Source organism: Streptococcus mitis, from assembly GCF_001579045.1.
GTDB lineage: Bacteria > Bacillota > Bacilli > Lactobacillales > Streptococcaceae > Streptococcus > Streptococcus mitis_D.
Map to the genome: position 1 here is coordinate 319,367 of NZ_KQ970263.1, position 20,008 is coordinate 339,374.

Annotated in this window: 21 protein-coding genes and 2 pseudogenes; 9 read left to right on the plus strand and 14 right to left on the minus strand. The window is 41.6% G+C overall.

Annotation, left to right across the window (positions count from 1 at the left end):
- Window positions 1–16 precede the first annotated feature (16 nt).
- Both SMIDD28_RS07755 and uvrA read right to left on the minus strand, forming a co-directional pair.
- A complete protein-coding gene (locus SMIDD28_RS07755) occupies window positions 17–1,078 on the minus strand; it encodes a M24 family metallopeptidase (protein ID WP_049515513.1) in 1,062 nt (353 codons plus the stop codon).
- Window positions 1,071–3,902 (minus strand): excinuclease ABC subunit UvrA, encoded by a 2,832-nt coding sequence (uvrA, locus tag SMIDD28_RS07760; RefSeq protein WP_061425488.1) that lies wholly within the window; start codon window positions 3,900–3,902, stop codon window positions 1,071–1,073. The genes SMIDD28_RS07755 and uvrA overlap by 8 nt, the downstream gene beginning before the upstream one ends.
- Before the next feature lie 131 nt (window positions 3,903–4,033).
- Between uvrA and SMIDD28_RS07765 the strand changes: the two genes are divergently transcribed.
- From SMIDD28_RS07765 to SMIDD28_RS07780, 4 genes are all read left to right on the plus strand, one after another.
- On the plus strand, window positions 4,034–4,978 hold the full coding sequence (locus tag SMIDD28_RS07765; RefSeq protein ID WP_000815623.1) for a magnesium transporter CorA family protein: 945 nt from the start codon (window positions 4,034–4,036) through the stop codon (window positions 4,976–4,978).
- An 11-nt stretch (window positions 4,979–4,989) separates the two neighbouring features.
- Window positions 4,990–5,667 carry a DUF1129 domain-containing protein gene (locus tag SMIDD28_RS07770; RefSeq protein WP_061425489.1) on the plus strand — a complete coding sequence of 226 codons (678 nt, stop codon included), beginning with the start codon at window positions 4,990–4,992 and terminating at the stop codon, window positions 5,665–5,667.
- Window positions 5,668–5,913: 246 nt separating this feature from the next.
- Complete coding sequence (locus SMIDD28_RS07775; protein WP_061425490.1) at window positions 5,914–6,948, plus strand: S66 family peptidase; 1,035 nt, start codon at window positions 5,914–5,916, stop codon at window positions 6,946–6,948.
- A gap of 105 nt (window positions 6,949–7,053) precedes the next feature.
- Window positions 7,054–7,317 (plus strand): SemiSWEET family transporter, encoded by a 264-nt coding sequence (locus SMIDD28_RS07780; protein ID WP_000166114.1) that lies wholly within the window; start codon window positions 7,054–7,056, stop codon window positions 7,315–7,317.
- Window positions 7,318–7,401: 84 nt separating this feature from the next.
- Here the strand turns inward: SMIDD28_RS07780 and SMIDD28_RS07785 are convergent, their stop codons facing one another.
- The 3 genes from SMIDD28_RS07785 to mutL are packed head-to-tail and all read right to left on the minus strand — an operon-like array spanning window position 7,402 to window position 10,533.
- On the minus strand, window positions 7,402–7,965 hold the full coding sequence (locus tag SMIDD28_RS07785; RefSeq protein ID WP_061425491.1) for a DNA-3-methyladenine glycosylase I: 564 nt from the start codon (window positions 7,963–7,965) through the stop codon (window positions 7,402–7,404).
- Window positions 7,966–7,974: 9 nt separating this feature from the next.
- Window positions 7,975–8,568 (minus strand): Holliday junction branch migration protein RuvA, encoded by a 594-nt coding sequence (ruvA, locus tag SMIDD28_RS07790; RefSeq protein ID WP_061425492.1) that lies wholly within the window; start codon window positions 8,566–8,568, stop codon window positions 7,975–7,977.
- A 15-nt stretch (window positions 8,569–8,583) separates the two neighbouring features.
- Window positions 8,584–10,533, minus strand: a complete 1,950-nt coding sequence (gene mutL / locus SMIDD28_RS07795) for a DNA mismatch repair endonuclease MutL (protein WP_061425493.1) — start codon at window positions 10,531–10,533, stop codon at window positions 8,584–8,586.
- A gap of 206 nt (window positions 10,534–10,739) precedes the next feature.
- On the opposite strand from mutL, the gene SMIDD28_RS07800 reads away from it, so the two are divergent.
- From SMIDD28_RS07800 to SMIDD28_RS07815, 4 genes are all read left to right on the plus strand, one after another.
- Window positions 10,740–11,180, plus strand: coding sequence for a LytTR family DNA-binding domain-containing protein (locus tag SMIDD28_RS07800; protein WP_061425494.1), 441 nt, complete (start codon window positions 10,740–10,742; stop codon window positions 11,178–11,180).
- Entirely contained in the window at window positions 11,177–11,635 is a 459-nt protein-coding gene (locus SMIDD28_RS07805; RefSeq protein ID WP_061425495.1) for a DUF3021 domain-containing protein, read from the plus strand. Before SMIDD28_RS07800 ends, SMIDD28_RS07805 begins: the two co-directional genes overlap by 4 nt.
- Window positions 11,636–11,706: 71 nt before the next feature.
- Complete coding sequence (locus tag SMIDD28_RS12250) at window positions 11,707–11,913, plus strand: hypothetical protein (protein WP_061425496.1); 207 nt, start codon at window positions 11,707–11,709, stop codon at window positions 11,911–11,913.
- Window positions 11,914–12,047: 134 nt separating this feature from the next.
- Complete coding sequence (locus SMIDD28_RS07815; protein ID WP_061425497.1) at window positions 12,048–13,310, plus strand: NRAMP family divalent metal transporter; 1,263 nt, start codon at window positions 12,048–12,050, stop codon at window positions 13,308–13,310.
- 456 nt (window positions 13,311–13,766) lie between these two features.
- Here SMIDD28_RS07815 and SMIDD28_RS07825 read toward each other — a convergent pair whose 3' ends face one another.
- From SMIDD28_RS07825 to SMIDD28_RS11265, 4 genes and pseudogenes are all read right to left on the minus strand, one after another.
- Entirely contained in the window at window positions 13,767–14,309 is a 543-nt protein-coding gene (locus SMIDD28_RS07825) for a hypothetical protein (protein WP_155719323.1), read from the minus strand.
- A gap of 105 nt (window positions 14,310–14,414) precedes the next feature.
- A complete protein-coding gene (gene nrdI / locus SMIDD28_RS07830; protein ID WP_061425500.1) occupies window positions 14,415–14,879 on the minus strand; it encodes a class Ib ribonucleoside-diphosphate reductase assembly flavoprotein NrdI in 465 nt (154 codons plus the stop codon).
- 77 nt (window positions 14,880–14,956) lie between these two features.
- Complete coding sequence (locus tag SMIDD28_RS07835; protein WP_061425501.1) at window positions 14,957–15,487, minus strand: ABC transporter permease; 531 nt, start codon at window positions 15,485–15,487, stop codon at window positions 14,957–14,959.
- 60 nt (window positions 15,488–15,547) lie between these two features.
- Window positions 15,548–15,742: pseudogene (locus SMIDD28_RS11265) on the minus strand (helix-turn-helix domain-containing protein); the annotation flags it as partial.
- 139 nt (window positions 15,743–15,881) lie between these two features.
- Here SMIDD28_RS11265 and SMIDD28_RS07840 point away from each other — a divergent pair.
- Window positions 15,882–16,451, plus strand: a complete 570-nt coding sequence (locus SMIDD28_RS07840) for an MptD family putative ECF transporter S component (protein WP_061425502.1) — start codon at window positions 15,882–15,884, stop codon at window positions 16,449–16,451.
- Between the two features lie 40 nt (window positions 16,452–16,491).
- Here the strand turns inward: SMIDD28_RS07840 and SMIDD28_RS12255 are convergent, their stop codons facing one another.
- From SMIDD28_RS12255 to SMIDD28_RS07860, 5 genes and pseudogenes are all read right to left on the minus strand, one after another.
- Window positions 16,492–16,668: a hypothetical protein gene (locus SMIDD28_RS12255; protein WP_081103254.1), complete on the minus strand. Its 177-nt coding sequence runs from the start codon at window positions 16,666–16,668 to the stop codon at window positions 16,492–16,494.
- Window positions 16,646–16,870 (minus strand): annotated as a pseudogene (locus SMIDD28_RS07845) (hypothetical protein); the annotation flags it as partial. The pseudogene SMIDD28_RS07845 and the gene SMIDD28_RS12255, both read right to left, overlap by 23 nt.
- Window positions 16,871–16,886: 16 nt before the next feature.
- Window positions 16,887–18,131, minus strand: coding sequence for an MFS transporter (locus SMIDD28_RS07850; RefSeq protein ID WP_061425503.1), 1,245 nt, complete (start codon window positions 18,129–18,131; stop codon window positions 16,887–16,889).
- Between the two features lie 185 nt (window positions 18,132–18,316).
- Window positions 18,317–19,186: a helix-turn-helix domain-containing protein gene (locus SMIDD28_RS07855; protein ID WP_061425504.1), complete on the minus strand. Its 870-nt coding sequence runs from the start codon at window positions 19,184–19,186 to the stop codon at window positions 18,317–18,319.
- A 129-nt stretch (window positions 19,187–19,315) separates the two neighbouring features.
- Window positions 19,316–20,008 carry a methionine ABC transporter permease gene (locus tag SMIDD28_RS07860; RefSeq protein WP_000444647.1) on the minus strand — a complete coding sequence of 231 codons (693 nt, stop codon included), beginning with the start codon at window positions 20,006–20,008 and terminating at the stop codon, window positions 19,316–19,318.

The window sequence follows — 20,008 nt, forward strand, 5'->3', positions numbered from 1 at the left end:
TTGAGTTGTTTGACTCTTAAATGACTATCAACTCTTTTGGAGCTAGGGTCAACAATTCACAACCTGTCTCTGTAATCAGGATATCATCCTCGATACGAACACCATATTTACCTTCGATGTAGATACCTGGTTCATCGGTCAATGCCATACCTGCCTTAATAGTTTCTGTAGAAGTCTGGCTAAAGTATGGTTCCTCATGAATATCCAGTCCAATACCGTGTCCAATACCGTGGGTAAAGTAGTCGCCATAGCCTGCCTCGATGATAATATCACGAGGGATTTTGTCAAAGTCACGGAAACCTAATCCTGCCTTAGCCTGATCAATCAAGGCTTGGTTAGCTTTTAGAACTGTATTGTAAATCTCTGCTTGCTCGTCGCTGACATGCCCCAAGTAGATAGTTCGTGTCATATCACTGACATAGTGGTCGTAGAGGCATCCAAAGTCCATTGTAATGGCTTCTCCTAGCTCCACTGGTTTGTGCATAGGATGGGCATGGGGTTTGGAAGAGTTGATACCGCTAGCTAGAATGGTGTCAAAAGACAAGCCAGATGCTCCCAACTCACGCATGCGGAAGTCAAGGAAGTTGGCAATCTCAATTTCAGTCTTTCCTGGCTTAATAAAGTCAAGCGCATCGCGGAAAGCTTGGTCTGAGATAGAACAAGCCTTGCGAATCGCTGCAATCTCCGCTTCATCCTTAATCATTCGAAGACCTTCAACAAACTGAGTCTGTGGAAGCAAGTCAATTCCTTCAAAGGTAGCCTGCATACGATGATAATAAGACACTGAAATCTCATCCTCAAAACCGATTCGAGACAAGCCCATATCCTTGACAATTCCTGCAATGACAGCCAATTCATCGCGATCTGCTACGATTTCAAAACCACTGGTTTCTTGCTTGGCTGCAATGATATAGCGAGAGTCTGTCACCAAGACCTGACGGTCACGGCTGATGAATACTGTTCCGTTTGAACCCCAAAAACCAGTCAAATAATAGACGTTTTTAAGGTTATTGATGATGATGCCATCTAGTTCTTTTTCTTGCATTTTAGCTAGAAATGCTTGTACACGTTTATTCATGATGTAACTTTCCTTTCAAATAGTGTCCTGTGTAGCTGGCTTCATTGGCCGCTACTTCTTCTGGAGTTCCTGTTGCGATGATGGTTCCACCACCGACACCGCCCTCAGGTCCCAAGTCAATAATATGGTCTGCCGTCTTGATAACATCCAGATTGTGCTCAATGACAAGAACTGTATTGCCATCATCGACAAAGCGAGCTAAAACCTTGAGCAAGCGAGCGATATCCTCGGTATGGAGTCCTGTCGTCGGCTCATCCAGAATGTAGAAAGATTTTCCTGTCGATCGTTTGTGGAGTTCACTAGCCAGCTTCATACGCTGGGCTTCTCCCCCAGAAAGGGTGGTAGCTGGTTGTCCTAGCGTTACATAACCCAGCCCCACATCCTTGATGGTCTGGAGTTTACGTTGAATCTTAGGAATGTGTTGGAAGAACTCTACCGCGTCGTTGACGGTCATGTCCAAGACCTGCGAGATATTTTTTTCCTTGTAGTGAACTTCTAGGGTTTCACTGTTGTAGCGGGTTCCGTGGCAAACTTCACAAGCCACGTAAACATCTGGCAAGAAGTGCATCTCAATCTTGATAATCCCGTCACCTGAGCAGGCTTCACAACGGCCACCCTTGACGTTGAAACTGAAACGCCCTTTCTTGTAGCCTCGAATCTTGGCTTCATTAGTCTGAGCAAAGAGGTCACGTATATCGTCAAAAACTCCAGTATAGGTGGCTGGGTTGGACCTCGGCGTTCGTCCGATTGGGCTCTGGTCAATGTCAATCAATCTGTCTACATGCTCAATCCCTGTTATGGTCTTGAATTTACCAGGTTTGTCTGAATTACGGTTGAGCTTCTGAGCAATAGCTTTTTTGAGGATACTGTTGATGAGGGTCGATTTCCCTGAACCTGATATCCCTGTCACTGCGATGAATTTTCCTAGTGGGAAGCGAGCTGTGACATTTTGCAAGTTATTCTCACGCGCTCCTGTCACTTCGATAAAACGACCATTTCCTACACGGCGCTCGTCTGGTACTGGAATGGCACGTTTGCCTGACAAGTACTGACCTGTGATAGACTTGCTGTTGCGAGCCACCTGCTTGGGCGTACCTGCGGCGACAATCTCCCCACCAAAAACACCGGCACCGGGACCAACGTCAATCAGATAATCCGCCTCACGCATGGTATCTTCGTCATGTTCCACTACTATGAGAGTATTACCCAAATCACGCATCTTTTTGAGACTGGCAATCAGGCGGTCATTATCCCTCTGGTGGAGTCCGATAGATGGCTCGTCTAGGATATAGAGTACGCCTGATAGGTTAGATCCAATCTGGGTTGCCAAACGAATACGCTGACTCTCCCCACCTGAAAGGGTTCCTGCCGAACGTGACAGGGTTAGATAGTTAAGACCCACGTTATTAAGGAAGGTCAAACGATCCTTGATTTCCTTGAGAATAGGCCGAGCAATGATGGCTTCATTTTCAGACAAGGTTAGCTGACTCACTAAGTCCAAGTGGTCTGCGATAGACAGGTCTGAAATTTCTCCGATATGCAGCCCTTGCTGGCCACCCACACGGACAGACAAGGCCTGGTCATTGAGACGGTAACCACGACAAGTTCCGCAGGTCAGCTCATTCATATAGAGGCGCATCTGGGTGCGAGTGTAGTCACTATTAGTTTCATGGTAGCGACGTTTGATATTATTGACAACTCCCTCAAAAGGAATATCGATATCGCGCACACCACCAAATTCATTCTCATAGTGGAAATGGAATTCCTTACCATCTAATCCATAGAGAATCAAGTTCTTATCTTCTTCTGACAAGTCCTCAAAAGGCTTATCCATATCCACTCCAAAGGCTGTCATAGCCTGCTCTAGCATGTTTGGATAGTAGTTGGATGAGATAGGATTCCAAGGAGCCAAGGCTCCCTCACGTAGCGTTTTGCTGGCATCTGGCACCACCAAATCAGTATCCACCTCCAGCTTGATACCCAAGCCATCACACTCACTACAAGAACCAAAAGGAGCATTGAATGAGAAGAGACGTGGCTCTAACTCTGGAACAGTAAAGCCACAAACTGGACAGGCATAATGCTCAGAGAACAACAACTCAGAGTCGTCCATAGTGTCGATAATGACATAACCTTCTGCAATACGAAGGGCAGCCTCAATGGAATCAAAGAGACGACTACGAATGCCCTCCTTGATGACAATACGGTCAACCACGACATCAATATTGTGTTGCTTGCTCTTGGACAAGTCTGGCACTTCGGTCACATCATAGACTTCCCCATCCACACGGACGCGGACATACCCGTCTTTCTGAACCTTCTCAATAACACTCTTATGTTGGCCTTTTTTCTTGCGGATGACAGGAGCTAAAATTTGCAGGCGCTGGCGTTCTGGCAATTCCAAAACCTTATCCACAATTTGCTCCACAGAAGAAGCCTTGATAGCTCCATGCCCGTTGATACAGTAAGGCGTCCCCACACGTGCGTAGAGGAGACGCAGATAGTCATTGATTTCAGTCGTGGTTCCCACCGTCGAGCGAGGGTTTTTGCTAGTCGTTTTCTGGTCGATGGAAATAGCTGGGCTGAGACCATCAATGGCATCTACATCAGGCTTCTCCATATTTCCCAAGAATTGACGAGCGTAGGCTGACAAACTCTCTACATAGCGCCGTTGTCCCTCGGCATAGAGGGTATCAAAGGCCAGACTGGATTTCCCTGAACCTGACAAGCCAGTCACGACAACCAGCTTGTCTCGAGGAATCTCCACATCAATATTTTTTAAATTATGGGCACGCGCCCCATGAATGACAATTTTATCTTGCATCTTTGTTCTTTCTAGTCCATTATTGCTTACCATTATACCAAAAAATGTGAGATTCTATTACCCAAAAGGCTGAATTTGTAGTATAATAGTACGGTGTGAAAAAATCTGAAAAATGAGAAAGGATAAGGGATATGAAACAAGTTTTTCTCTCTACAACAACTGAATTTAAAGAGATCGATACGCTTGAACCGGGTACTTGGATCAATCTCGTTAATCCGACTCAAAATGAATCACTCGAAATCGCCAATGCCTTCGACATTGATATCGCCGACCTTCGAGCACCACTCGATGCGGAAGAAATGTCTCGTATTACGATTGAAGACGAGTACACCCTGATTATCGTTGACGTGCCGGTCACAGAAGAAAGAAATAATCGCACCTACTACGTCACCATCCCGCTTGGTATTATCATCACAGAGGAAACCATTATCACTACTTGTTTGGAACCATTACCTGTCCTCGATGTCTTTATCAACCGTCGATTGCGTAATTTCTACACCTTCATGCGTTCACGTTTTATCTTTCAGATTCTTTATCGCAATGCAGAGCTTTATCTAACAGCCCTTCGTTCGATTGACCGCAAGAGTGAACAAATCGAAAGTCAACTGCATCAATCAACTCGTAATGAAGAATTGATTGAGCTCATGGAATTGGAAAAAACCATCGTCTATTTCAAAGCCTCACTTAAAACAAATGAGCGTGTGATTAAGAAATTGACCAGCTCAACCAGCAATATCAAGAAATACCTTGAGGACGAAGACCTGCTTGAAGATACCCTGATTGAAACCCAACAGGCCATCGAGATGGCAGACATTTATGGAAACGTCTTGCATTCTATGACAGAGACCTTCGCCTCTATCATTTCCAACAACCAGAACAACATCATGAAAACCTTGGCCCTTGTGACCATCGTCATGTCCATCCCAACCATGGTCTTTTCTGCCTACGGGATGAACTTTAAGGATAATGAAATCCCCCTAAACGGCGAGCCGAATGCCTTCTGGTTAATTGTCTTTATCGCCTTTGCTATGAGTGTCTCGCTCACTCTCTATCTCATCCATAAAAAATGGTTCTAAGAGGAGTTCCTATGTCTCAGATTGATCTACAAAAATTAACTAAGAAAAACCAAGAGTTTGTCCACATTGCTACCCAACAATTCATCAAAGATGGAAAAACAGATGCTGAAATCAAGGCTATTTTTGAGGAAGTTATTCCCCAAATCCTTGAGGAGCAAGCCAAGGGTACGACTGCTCGTTCCCTCTATGGCGCACCGACCCACTGGGCTCATAGTTTCACTGTCAAGGAACAATATGAAAAAGAGCATCCAAAGGAAAATGACGATCCGAAACTCATGATTATGGACTCAGCTCTTTTCATCACTAGCCTCTTTGCCCTCGTCAGCGCCCTCACAACCTTCTTTGCGGCAGATCAAGCTTTCGGCTATGGTTTGATTACTCTTCTATTAGTTGGACTGGTTGGTGGATTTGCCTTCTACTTGATGTACTACTTTGTTTACCAATACTATGGACCAGATATGGACCGCAGTCAACGTCCACCTTTCTGGAAATCTGTACTAGTTATCCTAGCTTCTATGTTCCTTTGGTTGCTTGTCTTCTTTGCGACAAGCTTCCTACCAGCTAGCCTTAACCCAGTACTTGCTCCATTGCCACTGGCTATTATCGGAGCAGTCCTCCTAGCCCTTCGCTTCTATCTCAAGAAACGCTTGAACATCCGTAGCGCAAGTGCAGGACCAACACGCTATTAAGAAGAATGATAAAAGCAACTGCAGATGCGGTTGCTTTTTTACTACTTTCTTGATTTAAAAGTATTCTTCTGACATCCCACATAGTTTTCTCTCATCTTTTATGATAAAATAGGCTCATCCTCAATGAAAATCAAAGAGCAAACTAGGAAGCTAGCCGCAGGCTGTACTTGAGTACGGCAAGGCAAAGCTGACGTGGTTTGAATTTGATTTTCGAAGAGTATCAATCTATTTCTAGGAGGATACAATATGATTTCTACTATTGGTGTTGTTAGTTTGTCTAGTGGCATTATCGGAGAGGACTTTGTCAAACACGAAGTGGACTTGGGTGTCCAACGTCTCAAGGACCTGGGACTCAATCCTATCTTTTTGCCCCATTCGTTAAAAGGATTAGACTTTATCAAGGATCATCCTGAAGCTCGTGCAGAGGATTTGATTCATGCCTTTTCTGATGATAGCATCGACATGATCCTTTGCGCGATTGGTGGAGACGATACCTATCGTTTATTGCCCTACCTTTTTGAAAATGACCAACTACAAAAGGTTATCAAACAGAAGATTTTTCTTGGCTTCTCAGATACAACCATGAACCATCTCATGTTGCATAAACTAGGAATCAAGACTTTTTATGGTCAATCCTTCTTAGCAGACATTTGTGAATTAGACAAAGAAATGTTAGCCTATAGCCTTCACTACTTTAAAGAATTGATTGAGACGGGAAGAATCTCAGAAATCCGCCCTAGTGACGTTTGGTATGAGGAACGAACTGATTTTAGTCCCAAGGCTCTGGGGACACCTCGTATCAGTCATGCAAATATCGGTTTTGAATTATTGCAAGGAAATGCCCAATTCGAGGGAAAAATCCTCGGTGGTTGCCTCGAGTCCCTCTACGATATCTTTGACAACTCTCGATACGCAGATAGCGCGGAGCTCTGTCAAAAATACAAACTTTTCCCTTACTTGTCAGACTGGGAAGGAAAAATCCTCTTGCTAGAAACAAGCGAAGAAAAGTCTGAGCCAGAAGACTTCAAAAAGATGTTGCGGACTTTAAAGGACACTGGTATATTCGAGGTAATCAGTGGACTCTTGGTCGGAAAACCTATGGATGAAACTTTCTACGACAACTATAAAGAGGCACTATTGGATATCATTGATAGCAATATCCCGATTGTCTATAATTTGAATGTCGGCCACGCAACTCCAAGAGCAATTGTCCCCTTCGGAGTTCACGCCTATGTAGATGCAAAGGAGCAAATCATTCGCTTTGACTATAACAAAAAATAAATAGTTTCTCTATTTTTGTGCTTTTGTATTCGTTTTCGTTACAATTTGTATCTGAATTTATTGCATTTCGCTAATTTCTATGATATCCTTTTGAAGGAGGTGTATATGACAAAACAAAAAATTAATCGAATCGTAGGTTCTATTGGTGCCTTTATTGGAATTATAGTATTTATTGCCTACATACCTCAAATTATCGCTAATTTACAGGGAAATAAAGCTCAACCATTTCAACCTTTATCAGCTGCTATATCTTGCTTAATCTGGGTTATTTATGGATGGACAAAGGAACCTAAGAAGGATTGGATACTAATCATTCCAAATTCAGCTGGTGTTATTTTAGGTGGAATCACTTTTTTGACTTCACTCTAACAAATCTAATAGTATATATAAAAAGCTGGGAAAAATTTCTCAGCTTTTTTCTATATTCTCAGATATGCTAGTTACCTGTACACACTAATTCCTGCTTTTCCACTCACAATCGTTCTCATGGTCATCAACCAGACCTGCAGCCTGTAGAAAAGACAAGACGGCGACTGGGCCTGTGAACTTGAAGACTCGTTTTTTGAGATCTTTGGCTAATTTCTCAGATAAAGCGGTTTTAGCTGGGGCTTGGCGGTAATCGGGAACATCGTTAACGATCGTTTTCCCCTCAACAAAAGACCAAAGATAGGCATCAAAAGAGCCATATTCTGCCTGTAACCGTAGAAAGGCTTGGGCGTTAGCGCGTGTAGCAAAAATCTTGGCTCTATTTCGGATGATAGCTGGATTCTCCAGCAAGTTTTCCAATTCGGTATCGGTCATCTCTGCGACCGCTTGAATTTGATAGCCATGAAAGGCTTCTCGAAAAGCTTGGCGTTTGTTGAGTACCGTTTCCCAAGACAGGCCTGCCTGATAGGTTTCCATACACAACAACTCAAACAATGCTTGGTCATCATGGAGGGGTTGGCCCCACTCCTCATCATGATAGGCGATGTAGAGCGGATTGGTCATCTTGACCCACGAACAACGTTTTGTCATGCTCTGCTCCTATTTAACCAACATTTTAAGGGCTGACTTGATATAGTTTTCAGCTGTATCTGTCGTTCCTTCAAAGAATTTCTTGATTTTCTTGAGCTCGGTTACCTTGTAGCCCAGAGCCAACATGGCCTCCATAGCTTCTTCCAATTCTTGGTTTTCAGCACTAGCTTGCACTGCTACCTTGGCAGGAAGGTCATCTCCTGCAACTACTACCTTGCCTTCCAAGTCCAGCACCATCTGCTGGGCTGTTTTCTTGCCAATTTTAGGGAACTTGGTCAAATAGGTGATATTCTTGGTTTCGATGGCTTGAACCAAGCCAGCATTGTCATCGACAGCGATAATAGCAAGAGCTGATACAGGACCAATCCCAGAGACCGAAATCAGACTAAGAAAGAGCTTTTTCTCGTCTTCTGAGCGAAATCCATAAAGCAGATGAGCGTCCTCACGCACAACCTGATGCGCATAAATTTGAGCCTCTTGATTGACCTGACCTGAATAAGCATAGGGATTGGCCACATGCAAAATATAACCGATACCATTGGTTTCAAGAACAATGTATTTAGCAGTGATTTTGGTAATGATTCCTTTTAAATATTCGTACATAGTTTTCCTTTTAGTTTAATATTTCCCCAACTCACGGAGACTGGTGTGATTTTCCTGAATACGTCGAAACATCTTTTCCATATCCGACTTGGTAAAATGCACCAAAACAGGACGTCCGTGAGGACAGTTATAGGGATTGTCACATTGAGAAAGCTGATAGAGGAGTTGTCTAGCTGAATGATCATCAATACGATGATTGGCCTTGATAGACCGTTTGCAGGACATCATGATGGCTAGCTCTGCTCGGTATTTCTTGATAGAAACTTCCTTGGTCAAAAGGAGCATGTCGCACATCTCATAGATGCCTGACTCGATTTCCTCCTCTGCCATCCAAATAGGGTGTTCACGTAAGATAAATTGATTTTCCCCGTACTCTGCTAGAAAGACTCCAACTTCCTCCAAGAGTGCCATTCTTTCCTTGAGACGAAGGGCATCATCCGCTGGAAATTCAAAGATATAGGGCACTAGTAGTTGCTGCTGGCTCTGGTCAACATTGCCAATGCTCTCACGATACTCCTCGTACTTGACCCGTTCCTGAGCCGCATGTTGGTCTATGATGTACAGTCCATCTCGCCCTTGGGCAAAGAGATAGGTCCCATGCATCTGTCCGAAAAATTCCAATTCTGGGAAGCTGGATGATTCTTCTCGCTCCAGCTTGTCATAGGCCTTATCCAGACTGGCTAAATCTAGCTCTGGATGGTCTAATTGGTCATAGTTAGCAGGCTTTCTCTCTGCAAAATGCAGTTTTGCTGGCTTGGTCAATTGATCCAGGGTTTCCTTGGCAAACAAAGTCAAGTCTTGCCCTTCCTCAGTCAATTCCACCTGATAATCAGCTACTTCAGCTTGACTAGGTCTTGTCGGCTCAGTTTGCTCATAGTAGAGCATATTTTCTTTAAGTGGGAGAATGGTCTGCTCCATCTTCTCACGATTGCGCACGGTCGATTTGGCAAGATTTTCCAAGGCATCAGGTATCAAAGTTTGCTCCTTGAGACTATTAGAAATAGCTTCTGAGACCAGCGTCATCAGTTCTTTTTCCTTGGAAATCCGCACCTCTTGCTTGGTTGGATGCACATTGACATCAGCCAGATAAGGGTCGATATGAATGTGAATGACAGCCAGTGGAAAACGGCCTACCATGAGCTTACTACCATAGCCGTCAAGAATTGCACGATTGAGCAGGAAGTTCTTGATATAACGGCCATTGATGAAGAGACTGATATAGTTACGATTCGCCCGAGTCAACTCAGGCAGGGACACAAAACCTGAAATTTCGAAATCTAGGTCAGAGTTCTCAATTTCAATCATCTTCTTTGCACTGACCAAACCGTAAATCCCTGCGATAGCTTGGCGCAGTTGACCAGTCCCTGCTGTCCGCGTCATTTCCTTGCCATCACTAATCAAGCTAAAAGAAATCTCAGGATGGGCTAAGCCCAGACGGTTGACAATATCAATGATATGAGACAACTCTGCTTGCTGGCTCTTCATATACTTGAGGCGGGCAGGCGTGTTGAAAAAGAGGTCCTCCACACAAACCTTGGTTCCCACAGGACTAGTCGCTGGGATGACTTCCTCAACTTTACCCCCACGCGCGACTAGCTTGGTTCCGTGACTTGCGCCCTCAACTGCTGTCAAAAGAGTTAAAACGCTGACGGATGCGATAGAAGGCAGAGCTTCACCACGAAAACCAAGCGTCCGAATCCGAAAGAGGTCTGCTTGATTTTTTATCTTACTGGTCGCATGACGACGCAGAGCCAGCTCTACCTCATCGTGGGCAATTCCGTGACCATTATCTGTGATTTGGATCTTCTTGAGACCAGACTCTTCAATCTCAACGATAATCTGACTAGAGCCAGCATCAATGGCATTTTCTACCAGCTCCTTAACAACGCTAGCTGGACGCTCGATAACCTCTCCAGCCGCAATCTGGTTTGCCAACACCTCTGGCAATTCAATAATATGAGACATTTTTCAGCCCCTTTCTGTATCTGTTTTCCTAGAAATTGATTAGTGCTATTATACCATATTTCAGATAGGACAGAAAAGCAAGCGCCACATAGGAACCAAATCCCTCCACATAGACAAATCCCCTTGCAAGGGGCTGAAAAATAGTGTTTAATAAAGATATACAGGAAGTGATCACAACCTTGTATAACTAAAAAGGAGAGAAATTTATGAAAGTAGAACTACAGATTAGTGAAACTTACGAAGAGGAAAAGCTGATTGTTCAAGCACCTCAAGAAACCGAGAAAGTCCAGAAAGTTATCGAGTTCGCAGAAAATCTGGACCGAACAGAAACAATTAAAGGGAAAATCGAAGATCAGGTCTATCTCGTGAAGATTGGTAAGATACAACGCTTCTATATCGAGAATCGGAAGGTTCTAGCAGAAACGGCGAGTCAGACCTACAACATTGATTTGCGACTCTATCAAGTTCTTGAACTCTTGCCAAGCAATTTTATCCAAATTTCCCAATCCGAAATCATCAATATCAACTCCATCTCTCATCTCAAGCTCACGCCCAACGGTCTGGTAGAAATCTTTCTAAAAAACGAAAGCTTCACCTATTCTTCACGCCGTTATCTAAAAACCATCAAGGAGAAATTAGAACTATGAAAAAACAAATCTTCCACGACGCAGCTACTGGTGTCCTCATCGGCCTCATCCTCTCTATCATCTTTTCACTCATTTATGCACCAAATACCTACGCACCACTAAACCCCTACTCTATCATCGGCCAAGTGATGGCTCAGCATCAGATTCACGGTGCCCTGGTCTTGCTCTACTGTACACTTATTTGGGCAGCTATCGGTATTCTCTTCAACTTTGGCAAGCGATTATTCAGCCGTGACTGGAGCATGCTCCGTGCGACGCTTTCCCATTTCTTCCTTATGCTGGCTGGCTTTGTCCCACTAGCAACCCTAGCAGGTTGGTTCCCCTTCCACTGGAATTTCTACCTCCAGCTCATTATCGAGTTTACGATTGTCTACCTCATCATTTGGACTATTTCCTATAAAAGAGCATCAAAAAAAGTAGACCATATCAATCAACTCTTGGAGCATAGAAAGTAAGAACCTCATAATAAGCAAAACCGAGAAAGAAACTTCTCGGTTTTTCTGTATCCTGCTGTACCTTATACTCAATGAAAATCAAAGAGCAAACTAGGAAGCTAGCCGCAGGTTGCTCAAAACATTGTTTTGAGGTTGCAGATAAGACTGACGAAGTCAGCTCAAAACACTGTTTTGAGGTTGTGGATAGAACTGACGAAGTCAGTAACCATACCTACGGTAAGGCGACGCTGACGTGGTTTGAAGAGATTTTCGAAGAGTATTACTATCATAGCAGTTAGTTTCAGATCTTATTTGTAAATTTTCTGTAATTTTCTATCTTTTTTCAAAATAATCTTGCATTTCCCCAAAGTTTTTTGTAGAATATAGATTACATATCCAGATTATTCTGAAAATTCAAAAAGGAGCATCTATCATGTCGCAAGCTATTTCGTTAAATCAATCAACCTGGACAAGTAAACTAAAAGCAATGGGACCTGGAATCCTAATGGCTTCTGCTGCTGTTGGAGGTTCTCACATTGTATCTTCCACTCAAGCTGGTGGTTCTTATGGGTGGTCGCTACTCCTCTTGGTCATCTTAGCCAATGTCTTTAAATATCCATTTTTCCGTTTTGGTGCTGAATACACCGCTGATACTGGAAAGACTTTGGTTGAAGGTTATGCCGAAAAAGGGAAACTCTATCTCTGGATTTTCTTTATCCTCAATATCTTTTCGGCTATGGTCAACACAGCTGGTGTTGCCATTCTGTGCTCAGCTATCATCGCCAGCGCCTTCCCAATGATCGGTCTTAGCATCACTCAGTGGTCCCTCATTCTCGTTGCAATCATTTGGGCTATGTTACTCTTTGGAGGCTACAAACTCTTAGACGGCATGGCAAAATGGATCATGTCAGCTTTGACCATTGCAACTGTTCTTGCAGTTATCATCGCGGCGGTCAAGCATCCCGAATACAGCTCTGATTTTGTCGAGAAAACACCTTGGCAAATGGCAGCTCTCCCCTTCATCGTTTCCCTCTTAGGGTGGATGCCGGCTCCTATTGAAATTTCAGCTATCAATTCACTTTGGTCTGCTGAAAAGAAAAAGACCGTCAACTTTAACACAGAGGACGCTCTATTTGACTTTAACGTCGGTTACATTGGAACAGCTATCCTAGCTGTGTTCTTTGTAGCACTGGGAGCATTGATTCAATATCCTACAGGGCAAGCAGTTGAAGCTGCTTCAGCCAAATACATCTCTCAATTCGTGGGCATGTATGCCTCTGTTCTTGGCGAATGGTCCCGTTACTTGATTACCTTTATTGCCTTCCTCTGTATCTTTGGAACAGTTATTACTGTTATCGATGGTTACTCTCGTGTCAATCAGGAATCTCTCCGACTGCTAATCAGTCAAAAAGAAGACAGTAGTAAATCTTTGAACATCTGGATGACCATCACTGCTATCATCGGTATTGTCATTATCAAGTTTTTCGCTGGTCAGGTTTCAACCATGCTCCGCTTTGCTATGATTGGTTCTTTCCTGACAACACCATTCTTCGCTCTTTTAAACTACGCCTTGGTAACGCGTGAAAACAAAAATCTTCCTTCTTGGCTCAAACACCTTGCCATTGCAGGATTGATTTTCCTCTTTGGCTTCGCCATCTTCTTTATCTACGCACTTGCAATCGGAAAAGCAGGATAATAGCTTGCTACCCCTACCTTCTAAAAAATCACAGTATAACTCAAACTACAATAAAAGAGGTTGAGCAAAAAGTCGACTTCGGGGGAAAATGAAGTAAATCTCCCCACAATAAAACGCATAATACCAAGTACACTCAAGACCTGATACTATGCGTTTTTCTGATTTCAAAGATTTTTTGCCCGGCCTCTTTTTCTTACTTATTCATATTATCCGTATCCTTTGGAGGATTGCTAAAGATGCGAGTGAATAATCCTTTATATCTATTTTTCAGAACTTTCTCATGTAATATCCGCAAAGCTATATACATACTTATAAAAGCAACACAAAAATAGAACCAATCAATTTGATTTCTCGCATAAAAACTAGCAGTGTTATAAGAAACAAGAACCATCACAACCAACCAATAGATATACTTATAGTATTTCTTCCACATGAGCAATACCTCATACAATGAAACTAATGTGAATATCTGAAACTAAAGTCCATACCTGTACTAGTAGGATTATAGGGATCCAAAGTTATTAAAAAATCTATTCCCCATCCCCTATCTGCAGCATATCTATATTCCATAGCAGTAAGAGTATAAAAAGCCCCAATTGCTCCACCAAATCTCTTAATTAATGGAGCTAAAGTTCCTGTTACCTGATATAAATCAGCCGCTTCTCGCACTTCAGCTGGATTTAAATGGTTATAAACATAAGTCACTAAAGCGCGAAACATTGATTGTGACTGTTCTTCAAGGATTTCTCGCTGAACATCCGCAATAATTTGTTGAGCTAACTGTTCTTTTTCATACGTTGATAGCGAAGTTCTATCTAGCAATTCTTGTAGGGTATAGGTTTTACCTTCTTCAAGCTGAAGACTAGACACTTCACGTTGTAAAACTTCGACAGGAGGGGCTGACAGTTCTTCTGCCAGTACAACTCCTGCTGGAGCTAATGAAGACAAGGTCAATAATAGACCACAACTACCTACAATAATCATGTTTGCACATCTCATGATATTGCCCTCCTTTTTATTTTTTATTATGTTATCATTATAACATTTTATATAAAATTTTGCAAGCGATTACAATCAGAAATAATAAAAAAGTCAAGCCTAGGCTCAACTTTCCAACTCATACAAATCTGCGATAATAGCTGCGACACATTTGATATCTCCCAACATGCCTCGCATTTCAAAGTCAGCCAATACAGGAAAACCAAAACGTTGACTGTATTGCTTGGCTGTCAGGCAGTATTGGTTATTAAAGTTACGATTTCCTGAACCAACCACACCAAAACACTTGCTAGCATTGTCACCATAGGCGATAAAATCCCCAACGGGTGTCGTCAAGATCTCGACATCTCCGTTATCAACGCCATTCCCACCTTCGAGATAGGTCGGCAAAAAAGCGACATAGGGATGGTCCATTTCATAGAAATCGTGACCTTCCTTGACCAAATCCTTGATATGAATCTTTTGAACCTCAATTCCCTCGTACTGGGACAAGAGATAGTCTTTCAAGCGCGTCACAAAACTTTCAGTGTTGCCACTCAGACTAATATAAACTAAAGAAATTGTCTTCATATGTACCTCCATGATTTTATCTATAATCGAAAAATAACTACCAAGATTGTAACTTGATAGTTATTTTTTGTCAATACTTAGGCAAGTTCTTCTGTTTCTTCTTCTGCCAAGGCTTTCTGTTGTCGCCACATCTTATAGAAGACAAGTGCCAAGAAAAGGACATTGATGACGATAGAGAGAATGCTAACGGCTTGTGAAATAACATTGATCCCTAAACGCATGGTTTCATCGTGAACTAACTGCACAGCGTCCTGTAAACCAACATAGCCATAAATCGAACCAATAATGGCTAGCAAAACATAGCCGACATAAGTATAGTTTGCATATTGCAAATTCTTACGAATAAGGAATACAATCGCTACTACCACTAAAATAGCAGATAGCACAATCAAGGCCATATTAAAAATAGAATGAGTTGATTCTGCTACTCTATAGGTGTAATTGATGTTGTCTTCTAATTGCTGGGCACTGACCCCTGCAACTTGTTTCTGAGCGGCACGAAGGGATTCTTTGCTAGGCAAAGGACTCAACATTCCAAACAGAGACGTAGCTGAAATAAGGGCAGACAAGATTAGCAAGACCCATAGATAAATCGGTTTCTTTTTCATGATAGAACCTCCTGATAATATTATTTATATTATAGCACCTTTTGTAAGGGAATACAAGTCTTATAGTATCGTTTCTACCTGTTTTCGGTAGGCTTTTGGTGATTTTCCGCACAATTTTCGGAACACTTTATAGAAATATCCCACGTTACTGTAACCAACAGCATAACAAATATCTTCGATACTGTCACTGGTTGAAAGCAAAAGTTGTTGAGCAGCCTTAATGCGTTGTTTGTTTAGTAATTCTGCGAAACTTGACTTGATACCTTCAAATTCCGAAATACCTGACTATTAACATCTTATAAACTACTAATTAACTTCGATGCTGTGTCCCATTTACAATCCCATCAAACCATGGTACAATGAGAATTGTGAAAAAATTATCAGGAGACAATTCATGAAAAAATCTATCTTAACTACACTGCTTTTTGCAGTTCTTTACTTCCTCTGCATGGGGATTGGTGTTCTTTTAGGCAATCTCCTCGACCAAACTGGAAACATGTTTTATGCGCCTGCCTTTACTGCCCTTGTCGGCGGTAGCGTCTATATGATCCTAGTCGCAAAAGTTCCGCGCTTTGGAGCCATTACCACTATCGGCCTTGTCATGGCCCTCTTTTTCTTGGGATCTAAACACGGTGCTGGTGCCTTCCTTCCTGGAATTATCTGTGGCCTCCTAGCAGATGGAGTAGCTAGCCTCGGAAAATACAAGAACCAAACAAAGAACTTTCTTTCTTTCGTTATTTTCGCCTTTAGCACATCAGGACCAATTCTACTCATGTGGATTGCGCCCAAAGCCTATATGGCAACCCTTCTAGCAAGAGGAAAATCACAAGAATATATCGACCGTATCATGGTTGCGCCAAACCCTGGAACCATCCTTTTATTTATCGCAAGCATTGTCATCGGAGCCCTAGTTGGTGCCTTGATTGGACAAGCTTTGAGTAAAAAATTTGCGCAGAAAATCTGATTACTAAAAAAGAGCCAGGCGGCTCTTTTTTATTTATGGCTCAAGACTTAGTCAAGAAGTCTCCCAAGAATTGATACTCTTCGAAAATCTCTTCAAACCACGTCAACGTCGCCTTGCCGTAAATATGGTTACTGACTTCGTCAGTCTTATCTACAGCCTCAAAGCAGTGCTTTGAGCAACTTGCGGATAGTTTCCTACTTTGCTCTTTGATTTTCATTGAGTATGAATTTAAAGATAATCAAAATGATAATGATGGTTGCCAAGATAGTTTTATCGTGATTGTAGCGGTTAAATCCATAAGCGATGGCCACGTTACCGATACCACCAGCTCCAACCGCACCAGCCATAGCTGTTTCTCCAACAAGAGAAATCAAGGTCACAGTCGTCACACGGATCAAATCTGGAAGACCTTCTAGTAAGCCTGATTTTCCTAGGTTAAAATTTTTTACCCGAAAAACTTCTTTTTTCTAGTGATAAAATCAACCCTATCACACTCACTACCAAAAAGACCCACCAACAAAGCCTGATATCTTGTAAAGCTAATAAGGAAAATACAGACATCCCCAAGGGTAATGTTAGGGAAAAAATCATACTCAAGAGATTATTACTTCTAGCTAATACATCCGCACTCAAATTAGACAGTAACAGAGTATCTAATTTAGGCATTGATTTCGACATCAAATACATGACAAAGGCTAAGCAAAGAACACCTACTAGAGGAGAAAAATCTAAAATATTAGCAGTAGCCAGCAAGACAAACAGAATTGCATTGAGCGATAGCAAACTTGAAAAAGACCATTTCCCAAAATAATCATGGGGGGTTAAGCTACCAAAAATAGCTCCTCCCAAGCTAACATATTCAATTAAAAATAGGGCCTGAGCATAGCTGAGATGATAGATAGTATGGTCTAATAAGTAAAAGTGATAAATACCTCCAACAGCTCCTCCCAAAGTATTCATTATCAAAATGACAAGGATCATTTTAAACAAAGATTTACTTTCTCTCTGTCTAAAGATAGCATCCATGTCCGCATAGATTGCCTTAACTTGTTGAAGTAAACTAATCGACTTATCCTCTACACTTACAGACAAATGCGTCAACTCTCTTCTATTTTTGAACAAAATGAGAGAAGAGAGTAAAAAGAAACCAGCATTCACAATTGCAACAAAAGAAAAATTTTGATGACTGGTTGTGAGTAGCCACACTCCTAAGGCTTGACCTCCTAGATTTGATAAATAGGAGACAAACTGAGTAAAGGAATAAGCTTCATAGAGCTTATCTTCCGAAATATTATGCTGGATAATCGGCATACGAAGGCCTGCTGTATAATCTGATAAAATATCTGAACAGATATTAACCATACAGATAAAAGCAAACGTTACGAAGTTCTGGTCATGAATCACACTAGCAATCAAAAGAAATAGTAGACTTTGCACACAACCAACCCAGATAATTGTCCCTGCTTTATTTCGAGTATGATCAGCCTTAATCCCAACATAAAAAGTAAATAGGAAAGGTAAAATCGTAATCATATTCGCCATAAATACAGCTATATTTTTAAAGGGTAGACTCGCAGCATAAACGATAAATACCAGATTATAAATATAAGCTCCACTTGAGCTCAAAAACCTTGATAAGGTCAGTATTCTAAATAAATGATGTTTTAAGAATAGTTTCATAACAGGCCTTTCTCCATATTTCAAAGCGTATTCTATTGAAACCAGTCTAACAAAAAAAGCGGGACTCCCCACTTTTTTGTAATATATTTTTTCTGAAAATAGAAACTCTAGCGCCTAGAAATTGCTAATTATCAATCCATCTACAAGGCTATTTATTTTTCATCAATTGATGTAATGAGAATATATTATAAATCTTTATTTGAAAGCTGATTTACAAAATAGTTTTCATAGTATCTTGCACCACCTACATACTCTAAATCTTGTAAGATTGTAATACCTCTCTGGATTTTTTCAAGCCCCTTATTTTCTACTTTAAAAATAGTATCATAATACCCTTTAGCAATCATATAAATGATTTTAAGATAAGCTTGAGATTCTGGCAATTCTTGTTTTTCAATCTGAAAGATAAAATAATCTGCTTTTAATTTATCCTTTTCCTCTATCGCTTTAAAAAGTCCATTCATCAAAATGGTATCAATACCAGCTTTGTTACTAGGTAAAGAGCCAAATAAATCCGTCTTTTGTAACATCTCCCTAGAATATTTAAAATAGAGGGGCAGAGGAAACAAAGTAGAAATCGTTGAAAATAGTTCCAATTCATAATTTCCCCAGATGTCAATAGTAAAAAAATAGTCATAGAGAAAAGTCAGTTCTTCATCCGTTGCCCTTATTTTTGAATCAAAAAACACAAGAAGGCTTTTGATACGAATCATTTGTAAAAGATAGCTCTTTTCACCACTTGATCTATACTTTTGAGTCGTCTCTTCATACAAGGAGTGTAGAGAATCAATCCCTTCTCTGTCATATAAATCCCAGAGATTTTCTTGAAAAGCCAGGACCTTTTTCTGAGAAAAACCACGTACCAAGTACATAAATTCATTCAAATCAGAGTGGATGTTATCTAAGGCAGTAATCAATTTCATAGAGGATAAGTCTGCTTCTCCGCGCTCAAATTTGCTAAGCATGGAATAAGTAAACTCTCCTCCCGTCGCCTCCTGTAGAGATACATTCCGACTCTTTCTCAATTCTTTAAAAACTTCTCCCAGATTTTGCATATTGACTCCCCACAATTCTTAACTCTCTAACTCATAAAAGTAACGGTTGATAGCAACCAGTACAGAAAATTTCAAGTCTTGACTATAACGACAACTCCTATGAATGATGTACAGATTGCCTAGATCTCTTTATTTATGGCTCAATTTCTTGGTCAAGAAGTCTCCCAAGAATTGGATTGCAAAGATAATCAAAATGATAATGATGGTTGCCAAGATGGTCACATCGTGATTGTAGCGGTTAAATCCATAAGCGATGGCTACGTTACCAATACCACCAGCTCCAACCGCACCGGCCATAGCTGTTTCCCCAACAAGGGAAATCAAGGTCACAGTCGTCACACGAATCAAATCTGGAAGACCTTCTGATAGGTAAACACCCACGATGTCCCAGAATGTCGCTCCGCTCGCTTGAGCCGCCTCAATGACACCACCATCTAGCTCAGCCAAGACAACCTGCACTTGACGGGCAAAGAAGGCAAAGACTGCAAAAGATAGGGGTACAATAGCCGCATTTGGCCCGATACTTGTCCCTACGATTAGGTGTGAGAAGGGTGACAAGACTGCCAAGAGAATGATAAATGGCACCGCACGGAAAATAGAGGTAATCTTATCCAAAATCCAGAAAACGACCTTATTTTCCAAGACACCACCTGGCGCTGTCAAGACAAGAAAAAGACCTGCCACTAGCCCCAAGAACCCTCCGATGATGAAAGAAAGAACTGTCATATAAAGAGTTAGATAGATGGCTGTTCCCCAGCCTGCTTGACCAGCCCAGCCCATTTTATAGACATTTGGCAAATAGGTTTGAATCAATGATTCCAT